This is a genomic window from Azospirillum sp. (genome assembly GCF_035627195.1).
Lineage (GTDB): Bacteria > Pseudomonadota > Alphaproteobacteria > Azospirillales > Azospirillaceae > Azospirillum.
On the sequence record NZ_DASPMG010000423.1, the window covers coordinates 1 to 9,479 of the forward strand.

At 68.9% G+C, this 9,479-nt stretch carries 10 protein-coding genes and 1 pseudogene; 6 read left to right on the forward strand and 5 right to left on the reverse strand.

Annotated features, from left to right (window positions below; all coding sequences use genetic code 11):
* A partial coding sequence (gene ettA / locus VED21_RS36345) for an energy-dependent translational throttle protein EttA (RefSeq protein WP_324890961.1) occupies nt 1–1,477 on the forward strand: 1,477 nt, incomplete at its 5' end.
* Between the two features lie 52 nt (nt 1,478–1,529).
* Nucleotides 1,530–1,952, forward strand: coding sequence for an alternative ribosome rescue aminoacyl-tRNA hydrolase ArfB (gene arfB / locus VED21_RS36350; RefSeq protein ID WP_324890963.1), 423 nt, complete (start codon nt 1,530–1,532; stop codon nt 1,950–1,952).
* Nucleotides 1,953–1,974: 22 nt separating this feature from the next.
* Here arfB and VED21_RS36355 read toward each other — a convergent pair whose 3' ends face one another.
* Both VED21_RS36355 and VED21_RS36360 read right to left on the reverse strand, forming a co-directional pair.
* Nucleotides 1,975–2,400, reverse strand: coding sequence for a TerB family tellurite resistance protein (locus tag VED21_RS36355; RefSeq protein ID WP_324890965.1), 426 nt, complete (start codon nt 2,398–2,400; stop codon nt 1,975–1,977).
* An 80-nt stretch (nt 2,401–2,480) separates the two neighbouring features.
* Nucleotides 2,481–3,641: a L,D-transpeptidase family protein gene (locus VED21_RS36360; RefSeq protein ID WP_324890967.1), complete on the reverse strand. Its 1,161-nt coding sequence runs from the start codon at nt 3,639–3,641 to the stop codon at nt 2,481–2,483.
* 328 nt (nt 3,642–3,969) lie between these two features.
* On the opposite strand from VED21_RS36360, the gene VED21_RS36365 reads away from it, so the two are divergent.
* Complete coding sequence (locus tag VED21_RS36365; protein WP_324890969.1) at nt 3,970–4,557, forward strand: DUF882 domain-containing protein; 588 nt, start codon at nt 3,970–3,972, stop codon at nt 4,555–4,557.
* Nucleotides 4,558–4,626: 69 nt separating this feature from the next.
* Here VED21_RS36365 and VED21_RS36370 read toward each other — a convergent pair whose 3' ends face one another.
* Entirely contained in the window at nt 4,627–5,049 is a 423-nt protein-coding gene (locus VED21_RS36370; RefSeq protein ID WP_324890971.1) for an ATP-binding protein, read from the reverse strand.
* Between the two features lie 199 nt (nt 5,050–5,248).
* On the opposite strand from VED21_RS36370, the gene VED21_RS36375 reads away from it, so the two are divergent.
* Nucleotides 5,249–6,451 carry a hypothetical protein gene (locus tag VED21_RS36375; protein ID WP_324890973.1) on the forward strand — a complete coding sequence of 401 codons (1,203 nt, stop codon included), beginning with the start codon at nt 5,249–5,251 and terminating at the stop codon, nt 6,449–6,451.
* Nucleotides 6,452–6,473: 22 nt separating this feature from the next.
* On the opposite strand, the gene VED21_RS36380 is transcribed toward VED21_RS36375, so the two are convergent.
* Nucleotides 6,474–7,076, reverse strand: coding sequence for a helix-turn-helix transcriptional regulator (locus VED21_RS36380; protein WP_324890975.1), 603 nt, complete (start codon nt 7,074–7,076; stop codon nt 6,474–6,476).
* A 514-nt stretch (nt 7,077–7,590) separates the two neighbouring features.
* On the opposite strand from VED21_RS36380, the gene VED21_RS36385 reads away from it, so the two are divergent.
* Nucleotides 7,591–7,929, forward strand: a complete 339-nt coding sequence (locus VED21_RS36385; protein ID WP_324890977.1) for a hypothetical protein — start codon at nt 7,591–7,593, stop codon at nt 7,927–7,929.
* Between the two features lie 6 nt (nt 7,930–7,935).
* On the opposite strand, the gene VED21_RS36390 is transcribed toward VED21_RS36385, so the two are convergent.
* Nucleotides 7,936–8,910, reverse strand: coding sequence for a cation diffusion facilitator family transporter (locus VED21_RS36390; protein ID WP_324890979.1), 975 nt, complete (start codon nt 8,908–8,910; stop codon nt 7,936–7,938).
* A gap of 94 nt (nt 8,911–9,004) precedes the next feature.
* On the opposite strand from VED21_RS36390, the pseudogene VED21_RS36395 reads away from it, so the two are divergent.
* Nucleotides 9,005–9,479: pseudogene (locus tag VED21_RS36395) on the forward strand (hypothetical protein); the annotation flags it as partial.

The following is a 9,479-nucleotide window of genomic DNA, read 5'->3' on the forward strand; positions in this document are numbered from 1 at the left end:
GGCGCAGGGCGCCAAGGTCGGCTACCTGTCGCAGGAGCCGCAGCTCGACCCGACCAAGAACGTCCAGGAGAACATCCTGGAGGCGCTGGCCGAGACCAAGGCGCTGGTCGACCGCTTCAACGAAGTGTCGAACATGATGGCGGACCCGGACGCCGACTTTGACGCGCTGATGGCCGAGCAGGCCGAGCTGCAGGAGAAGATCGACCACGCCGACGCCTGGGACCTGGACCGCACGGTCGAGATCGCCATGGACGCGCTGCGCTGCCCGCCGGGCGATGCCGACGTGACCAAGCTGTCGGGCGGCGAGAAGCGCCGCGTGGCGCTGTGCAAGCTGCTGCTCGAAAAGCCCGACATGCTGCTGCTGGACGAGCCGACCAACCACCTGGACGCCGAGTCCGTGGCATGGCTGGAGCGCCATCTGCAGGAGTACAAGGGCACCGTCGTGCTGGTCACCCACGACCGCTACTTCCTGGACAACGTCACCGGCTGGATCCTGGAGCTGGACCGCGGCTCGGGCATTCCGTGGGAGGGCAGCTACTCCTCCTGGCTGGAGCAGAAGCAGAAGCGCCTGGAGCAGGAAGGCCGCTCGGAAGAGGCGCGCCAGCGCAAGCTGGACCAGGAGCTGGAGTGGATCCGGCAGAGCCCGAAGGCGCGCCAGGCCAAGTCGAAGGCGCGTATCCAGGCGTACGAGACCATGCTGGCCGAGAGCGGCAAGGAGCAGGTCAGCGAGGCGAAGATCGTCATCCCGACGCCGCCGCGCCTGGGCAACGTGGTCATCGAGGCGGAGAAGATCGCCAAGGGCTTCGGCGACCGCCTGCTGGTCGACGACCTGTCGTTCCGCCTGCCGCCGGGTGGCATCGTCGGCGTCATCGGCCCGAACGGTGCGGGCAAGACCACGCTGTTCCGCATGATCACCGGGCAGGAGGGGCCGGACGCCGGCACCTTCCGCGTCGGCGAGACGGTCAAGCTGGGCTACGTCGACCAGAGCCGCGACACGCTGAACCCCAACAAGACCGTGTGGGAGGAGATCTCCGACGGGCTGGACGTCATCGACCTCGGCAAGAAGACCATGCCGAGCCGCGCCTACGTCTCCTCCTTCAACTTCCGCGGTTCCGACCAGCAGAAGAAGGTGGGCCAGCTGTCGGGCGGTGAGCGCAACCGCGTGCACCTTGCCAAGATGCTGAAGTCCGGCGCCAACGTCCTGCTGCTCGACGAACCGACCAACGACCTGGACGTCGACACGCTGCGGGCCCTGGAAGAGGCGCTGGAGAACTTCCCCGGCTGTGCGGTGGTGATCAGCCACGACCGCTGGTTCCTCGACCGCATTGCCACCCACATCCTGGCCTTCGAGGGCGACAGCCACGTGGAGTGGTTCGAGGGCAACTTCCAGGACTACGAGGAAGACAAGAAGCGCCGCCTGGGTGCGGACGCGGTCAACCCGCACCGCATCAAGTACAAGCCGCTGGTGCGCAGCTGACGTTATACCGGGGGGCTTCGGCCCCCCGGTTCGTTTTCACGGGGTGGGGAGCATGATCCGCGTCACGCATCGCATCGCGCTGGACGAGAGCGAACTGCACGAGGAGTTCGTGCGCGCCTCCGGCCCCGGCGGGCAGCACGTCAACAAGACGGAGAGTGCGGTCCAACTGCGCTTCGACGTGCGAAGCTCGCCCTCGCTGCCGGACGACGTGAAGCTGCGGCTGAAGCGGCTGGCCGGCAGCCGGATGACGCAGGATGGCGTGCTGATCATCGTCGGCGACCGCTACCGCTCACAGCGGCGGAACCGCGACGATGTGCTGGAACGATTGGTGGAGCTGATTCGCGAGGCGGCCGCCCCGCCACCGCCGCCGCGCCGGCCGACCAAGCCGACGCTGGGGTCGAAAATGCGGCGTCTGGAGGGGAAGGCGAAGCGGGCCGACGTGAAGAAGATGCGCGGCAAGGGGGCGGAGGATTGACCGCCGCCCCCAGTGGCGTCCCTCAGATATCCAGGACCGCGCGGTTGTTCTTGGCGACGAGCGCGCGGAAATAGGGCTCCAGCGCGGCGTCGGATAGGCCGAAGGCCTGCTGGAAACGGGCGATGAGCTGCTGCTCGCCCTGTTCGGCCTCGCCGTCGGCCATGGCGCTGTCGATCATGTTCAGCAGGATGCACAGGCGCTGCGGCTCGCCGAGTTTCGGGGCCGCTTCCTGCAGGAAGGTCTCGATGGGCGTGCTGCGCGCGTACTTCAGGCAGCGGTCGAGATCCTCGCGCGTGGCGTTGCGGCCCAGGACGGACAGCAGGTGGCCGATCTCCTCCGGGTCGATCTCGCCGTCGGCGCCCATGCAGTAGATCAGGGACACCGTCATCGCCCGGCGGGGCGTGATCTCCAGCGGCGCGCCGCCCTTGAACATGTCGAACAGACCCATGGGGCTACATCTCCTTGGTGGACGATGCGCCCCATATGGTGGAGGTCACGGCCGCTACAAGATCCCCCCAGGCGCTGGCGTCAGGCGCCGGAACGGGTGCCGGCGGCGGCCACCTCGTCCATCATGTCGTAGACATCGTTGTGCAGGCGCACCACGCCGTCGGCGTCCACCGTTGCCGTCCAGTAGACGAAGCGGACGGGCAGGGAGCGCACCTTCACCCACTGCGGCTCGCCGGTGGCCAGCATGGCGTCGATCTTCTGCGGCGTGATGCCGACGTCGGCCAGCAGCAGCTCGGCCAGATGGCGGGCGTCCTTCAGGCGCACGCAGCCGGAGCTGATGGTGCGCACCTCGCGGTCGAACAGGTGCGGCTCGTTGGTGCCGTGCAGGTAGATGTTGTGCGGGTTCGTCAGGTTGAAGCGGAAGCGGCCCAGCGCGTTGTGGTCGCCCGGCTGCTGCACGATGCGCACGCGGCCCGGCGACACCTGGGACCAGTCCACGGCCTCCGGCGGCACCGGCTCGCCGTCCAGGTAGACGGTGGCGTTGGAGATGCCCGGCGTGCCCTTGGTGCGCAGCAGCGGCAGCTTGTCCTGCTTCAGCACGGTGGGCGGCACCGTCCACGTCGGGTTGACGATGATGTGGGTGATGCGGTCTTCCAGCAGCGGCGTCTCGCGCGACGGGCGGCCGACCACCGCGCGCATGGTCAGCTCCAGCCGGTCGTTGCGGACCAGCGTCACCGTCTGGTTCGGCAGGTTGACGTACAGCACCGATTCCAGGCCGGCGTCGCGGGCGGCGCGCATGGACGCCGCACTCTGCCGGATCATCAGCGCGGCTTCCTGCGCGGTGCGGTCGAGCGCGCGGCGCGTGCCGTCGCCGACGCGCCCGTCGGGCTTCAGCCCCTGGGCGAGCTGGAAGGCGCGCACGGCGTTGTCCACCGTGTCGTCGAAGACGGTGCGCAGCTGCTCCGGCGCCAGATGGCCGAGTTCGACGAGGCGGGCGGCGAGGCGGCCGACGCGTTCGCCCGATTCACCCTTCTTCAGGGTGGCGCCGGCGCCGATGCGGGTGACGGTGACCGGCGGTGCGGCCTCCAGCTCTGCGGCGCGGACCTCCAGCTTGGCGATCCAGACGTCCAGCGTCTCGCGGAAGGTCTCGGCGCCGGCCGGCACGGTGTACGCGAAGCAGAACACCGCCAGCAGCGCCGCCAGGACGCGTGCTCCGGGACCAGGATAACGTGCCGACATCATTTCGCCTCTCACTCCGCGCGCACCACGCCAATTCGCAGGTGCAGTGTATACGCACGCGCAGCATAAGGCGACGCATCACACGTTGCATTTCCAATCGTGCCGTTCTGGTCAACCTTGCGGACCACTCGCCCATCCCTTGGGGCGGGGCTGTGGCAAATTTCAGGTTGATCATAATTCGCACCTCGCCTATACGGATATCCGCCTTCGTATGACCACCATATTTTGGGGTCGCCGGGGCCAACGAACAGTACGGGACGGGTGCGACCCGAATGGGTGCACGTCCGGACCGAAAGATCGCAGGGAACCGCTTCGTTTGGTGAGGGTGGGAATGACATTTGACGCGGACGAGTCCCAGCCGCCGGCGCTTGGGCGGCGTGGTTTTCTTGGCCTTGGTCTTGGTGCGGCCGTCGCGGCCGTGGTTCCGCCGGTCCTGCTGACCAGCAATACGGCCGAGGCCGCCGTGTACGGCGGGGTGGCGCGGCGCCTGTCGCTGCACAACATCAACACCGGTGAACATTTCAGCGACGTATTCTGGGCCGACGGCAAGTACCGCCCCGACGCGCTGAAGCGGCTGGACGTCCTGCTGCGCGACCATCGCGCGAAGCAGGTTCACCGCTACGACCCGCGCCTTTTCGACGTGCTGTGGCAGATTCAGCAGCGACTCGAGTCGCAGGAAACGTTCCAGGTCGTCAGCGCCTTCCGCTCGAAAAAGACCAACGCGCTGGCCCGCCGCCGCTCCCGTGCCGTGGCGAAGGAGAGCTATCACACCCGCGGCATGGCCGTGGACGTGGTGCTGCCCGGCCGCGACCTGCACGCGGTGGCGCAGGAGGCGATGCGGATGCAGGCCGGCGGCGTCGGCTACTATCCGCGCAGCGGCTTCGTGCACGTGGACACGGGGCCGGTCCGGCACTGGTAAGGCAGGGTTTCACGATGGGCCGGGCGAAAGCGCCGGCCCAACGTCTTTCAGGGGATCCTTATCAGGGGATCAGGCGTCCGCCCGCTTGCTCAGCGTCAGGCGGTTGCGGCCGTCGCGCCGCTCGTAGTGGACGCGATCCATCATCGTCTTGACGAAGTGGATGCCGAGGCCGCCGATGGGGCGGTCGTCGATGTCGCCGTCGAGCACCGGGGCCTGCGCCTCGGTCAGCGGGTCGAAGGCCGGCCCGTCGTCCTCCAGCTCCGCCGTGACCTGCCCGTCGGCCACCGTCAGCCGCACCGCGATCTCGTGCGCCGTGCCGGGCTCGAAGGCGTAGCTGATGACGTTGGTCAGCAGCTCGTCCAGCGCCAGATTGAAGTTGAAGGCCAGCTTGGGCGGCAGGCCCTGCGCGTCGAACAATTCTTCGACGGTTTCCGCCAGGCGCGGGATCTCGGCAAGGTCGTTGACGAGGCGAAGGTCGAGGGAACCGGTCATCGCGGGATACTGCCGTCCTTCGCTTAAATCGGGATGGGCGCTCAAATCGGGATCACCCAGGGAGGGCGGCGGGATTGTAGGTGAGCGTTCGGCGGGGCGTCCATATGGAAATTCCCCATGGCGATTCCAGCCGGAACCTTTGCCGGGCCGCCCGGTTGCTGGGCGACAGGTTTCCCTCAGCCCTACACGACGGTGCGCCATGTTCACACGCGATGACCTTGGCCGTTTGCTGGCCGTCCACACCACCCCGGCAGTGTCGCTCTTCATGCCCACCCACACCGCCGGACGGGAGATCCGCCAGGATCCCATCCGCTTCAGGAACCTGTTGGGCCAGGCGGTGGAGCGGCTGACCGCGCTGGGCATGCGCCGCCCCGACGCCGAGGCCATGGTGACGCCGGCCGCCAAGTTCCTCGACGAAGGTGAGTTCTGGCGCCACCAGGACCGGGGCCTGGCGATGTTCATCGCCGACGGCATGTTCGAGATGCACCGCCTGCCCATGGAGCCGCCGGAGGAGGTCGTGGTGGCGCAGGGCCTGTCGGTGCGGCCGCTGCTGCCGCTGCTGGCGGCGGAGGGGGCCTTCATGGTCCTGGCCGTCAGCGCCAGCCGGGCGCGGCTGTTCTCCGCCTCGCGCTGGGGCATCTGCGAGGAGGAGGCCAAGCTGCCGGACGGTGTGCAGGAGGTGCACGCCGAGACCGACTATGACGAAAACTCCCTGAACTCCGCGCCGCCCGCGCGCCACGGCAAACGCCGCGGTTCGGCCGTCAGCATGGTGAAGACGCACAACTTCGGCGAGGATCCGGAGGAGCTGCGCAAGGCGCACCTGATCGAGTATTTGCGCCGCCTCGCAGTGGCCGTGCACGAGCATCTGAAGGTGTTCAACGGGCCGACGGTGCTGGTGGCCGAGGACGAGATCCGCGGCCATTTCCGCACGGTGTCGAACCTGAACGGCCTGCTCGACGCCGCCGTGGACGCCAACCCCGACGCGCTGGACGCCCAGGAGATCCACCGGCGCGCCTACGCGCTGGTCGAGCCGCTGTTCACGCAGGCACGCGACAAGGCCGTCGACCAGTTCCGCGCCGTGGCCGGCGACGTCCGCACCACCGGGCGCGCGGCCACCCGGCCGGAGGACATCGTGCCGGCGGCGCGCCAGAACCGCGTCGCGACGCTGCTGTTGAGCGAGGGCATGCGCGTGTGGGGCCGCTACGACGAGGCGAACGACCGCGTCAGCGTCGGCGGCGAGCCCGGAGGCCAGGATGGTGGCCACCAGGGTGATGGCCAGGGTGTGATCGATCTGGTGGAGCGGGCGGCGGCGGACACGCTGCTGAACGGCGGCGAGGTGCACGTCGTGACCGCCGACGCGCTGCCGGCGGACACCGCCATGGCGGCCATCTTCCGATACTGAGGCGTCCCGAACCGGGCGGGGGTCAGCTACGCGTTTCCCCCTTGGCGGCGCGCATGATGTCGGCGGGATCCCACACGGCGCCGTGCCGGCGGCGGCGCGGCTCCTTGCTTCCGGCGCGGCGCGGTTCGTCGCTTCGCTGGGCGGAGCGCGTGTCCTGCGGCAGGATGGCGATCAGATCCTCGGCCTCGCGCGCCTCCCGCAGGTGGGGCGAGAGGGCGGACAGCAGCGCCAGCATCTCGTCCGCCACCGCCGGCGGCGCCGCGCGCCACAGCCGCAGCAGCCGCGCCTCGCGCCGGCTGATCACGCTGCTGTCTTCCGATCCGCCATCGGCGACCGGCCGGGAGCGGAACTTGCCCTGCGGATCCTCATAGGAATCGAAGAAGAAGCTGACCGGGACGTCCAGCACCTGGCCGAGGCGGAACAGAGTTCCGGCAGAGATCCGGTTCGAGCCGCGCTCGTATTTCTGCACCTGCTGGAACGTGAGGCCGATGGCCTCGCCCAGTTTTTCCTGGCTCATGCCCAGAAGAGTGCGGCGCATCCGCACGCGCTGGCCGACATGGGTATCGACCGACCACGATTCCGGTGATCCGCGTCGGCCCCTCTTGCGCACAGTTGACTCGCTCATCCCCCGGACACCCTTAGTTTAAACTCTTAATTAGTCTTTGATGCGGAATGGCTTGATCTTGCCTGTCGCGCACGGCCAAGATCAAGTGAAATCTTCGATTCGCAAAGTGTCGTGCGATCGCCGGGCTTGTGTGTGCCACCGGAAAAGAAAGTTAACGCCAAGCGGTGGTCTTTACTTTGGCAACCGGGCTTCAGGCGGGGCGGCCCTTAGCGGTTTTGTTGCTGCGTTGATGCAAATGCCGGACGAGGATCGGCAAAGTTAATGGAAGGTAAATCCTTCGTGTGGCAATCTTGGGGCAACTGGAGCCGGGTATCCGGGAGGTGTCCGGAGAGTGGTTATTCTTTGTGGGATTTTTCCGCTTTCGGTTGAGCAGTTGCCCGTCCACATTCCGGATCGGCAACTGTCTGCTCGCGGACCGATGATTCGGCGCGATCAGGAACGCAATGCCGCACCGCCTCCATACCGTTATGGTAGTATGATGATCCGTCTCCAGCGCGTGAGCGAGGAGGTGACGATGCGTACCCTGTCCCGACTGATCGCCGCCGGCCTGATGCTGGCTGGTCCCATGCTCTCAGGCCCCATGCTCTCCGGCGCGGCGCTGGCCGCCGACCCGCCCGCCGAGGCGGCTCCGCCGCCCGTCCTGCCGCCCGCCACGCAGCCGGTGACCCCCGCCGAGCAGGCCAAGAAGGGCCTGGAACTGCTGATGAAGGCGCTGGAGGGGTGGATCAGCCAGTTCCCCGCCTATGCCGCGCCCGAGTTCACGCCGGATGGCGACATCATCATCCGCCGCCTGGACAAGAACCGGCCGGCCACGCCGAACCCGCAGTCGGCGCCGGGCGGCGCGCCGACCTGACGGGGCTCAGCAACCCCGGTCCGGGCACTCGCCGGTTTCGATCTGCACGGTCGCGTGATCGATGCCGAACCGCTGGCGCAGGGCCGCCCGCAGCGCCGTCAGCACGGCGTCGTGGTCGGCCCCCGGCGTTACCACGGCGTGCAGCGTCAGCAGCGTGCGCTCGGCCGTCAGCGACCAGACGTGCACGTGGTGGATGTCGCGCACCTCGGGCGACGCGTCGTGCAGGGCGCGGCGCACGGCGTCGGTGTCGATGCCGGTCGGCGTGCCCTCCACCAGGATGTGCGTGCTCTGCCGCACCACCGTCCAGGCGCCCTTGAGGATCAGCGCCGCCACCACCACGGACAGGATGGGATCGATCGGCGTCCACCCGGTCGCCAGGATGACGCCGGCCGCGGCGATGGCGCCCACCGAGCCCAGCAGGTCCCCCACCACGTGCAGCAGCGCGCCGCGGACGTTGAGGTTGTCGCGGTCGCCGCTGTGCAGCACCAGGAAGCCCACGACGTTGCCGATCAGGCCCAGGACGGCGATGGCCAGCATGGTGGTGCCCATCACCGGTTCCGGCTCGATCAGGCGCTGCGCCGCTTCCACCACGATCCAGCCGGCGATGGCGAACAGCATCAGCCCGTTGACGAAGGCCGCCAGCACCTGGAGCCGGTGATAGCCGAAGCTGCGCCGCGCGTCGGCCTCCCGCCGGCCGAGACGGAACGCCAGCCAGGCGAGCGCCAGCGCCAGCGTATCGGTCAGCATGTGCCCGGCATCGGCCATCAGCGCCAGCGAGCCGGACACCAGCCCGCCCACGAACTCCGCCACCATCAGGCCGCCGGTCATCAGCATGACCAGCAGCAGGCGCCGCTCGCTGTCTGCGGTGACGGCCGGGGCGTGGGAATGGCCGTGGTGGCCGTGGCCATGGTCGTGTCCATGGCCGTGGTCGTGTCCATGCCCGTGATCGTGGGCGGCGTGCGCGTGGTGGTCGTGGGTCAAGGGTGCTCTCCGCGAAGTCCGCCGATCATAGGCGCGCGCGGCGGCCACGGCAAATTTCCGCGCCGGGCGCCGGTTGCCATGGTACATGGGTGCCATGTCCGCACGTCCCTCGTCCGCACGTCCCTCCCTGCGCCGCCGCCTGAAGGACCTGGAGGCGCGCCTTGGCGCCGAAAGCCCCGACCGGCTCCCCCTGCTCGCCGCCGCCCGCACCCTCGACCGCGCGCTGAAGCGTCCGGGCTTCCTGCGTTCCGACGAGTCGCTGGCGATGCGCGTGCCGTGGTGGCCGGTGGTCGCCGTGCTGGGCACGGCCGGCTCCGGCAAATCCACCTTCGTCAACCGGCTGCTCGGCGCGCCCGCCGCTGGCGGGGAGGAGGGGGGCGGCTTCACGCTGCTGGCGCACGGATCGGCGCCGCCCGGGCCGGCCGACCCGCGCCTGCCGCCGGGCCTGCCGGTGGGCGAGGGCGGGCTGCGCCCCGCCGCATCGGACAGCGACGCGCTGAAGGGTCTTGTGCTGGTCGACACGCCGGGCTTCGACGGCGCGCACGACGCGCCGCCGGGGCTGGTGGAGG

Bases quoted from the DNA above. Each gene is read 5' to 3' on its own strand.
- VED21_RS36385 (WP_324890977.1), top strand. From the start codon at position 7,591: ATGCGTACCCTGTCCCGACTGATCGCCGCCGGCCTGATGCTGGCTGGT.
- VED21_RS36375 (WP_324890973.1), top strand. From the start codon at position 5,249: ATGTTCACACGCGATGACCTTGGCCGTTTGCTGGCCGTCCACACCACC.
- arfB (WP_324890963.1), top strand. From the start codon at position 1,530: ATGATCCGCGTCACGCATCGCATCGCGCTGGACGAGAGCGAACTGCAC.
- VED21_RS36380 (WP_324890975.1), bottom strand. From the start codon at position 7,076: ATGAGCGAGTCAACTGTGCGCAAGAGGGGCCGACGCGGATCACCGGAA.
- VED21_RS36360 (WP_324890967.1), bottom strand. From the start codon at position 3,641: ATGATGTCGGCACGTTATCCTGGTCCCGGAGCACGCGTCCTGGCGGCG.
- VED21_RS36355 (WP_324890965.1), bottom strand. From the start codon at position 2,400: ATGGGTCTGTTCGACATGTTCAAGGGCGGCGCGCCGCTGGAGATCACG.
- VED21_RS36365 (WP_324890969.1), top strand. From the start codon at position 3,970: ATGACATTTGACGCGGACGAGTCCCAGCCGCCGGCGCTTGGGCGGCGT.
- VED21_RS36370 (WP_324890971.1), bottom strand. From the start codon at position 5,049: ATGACCGGTTCCCTCGACCTTCGCCTCGTCAACGACCTTGCCGAGATC.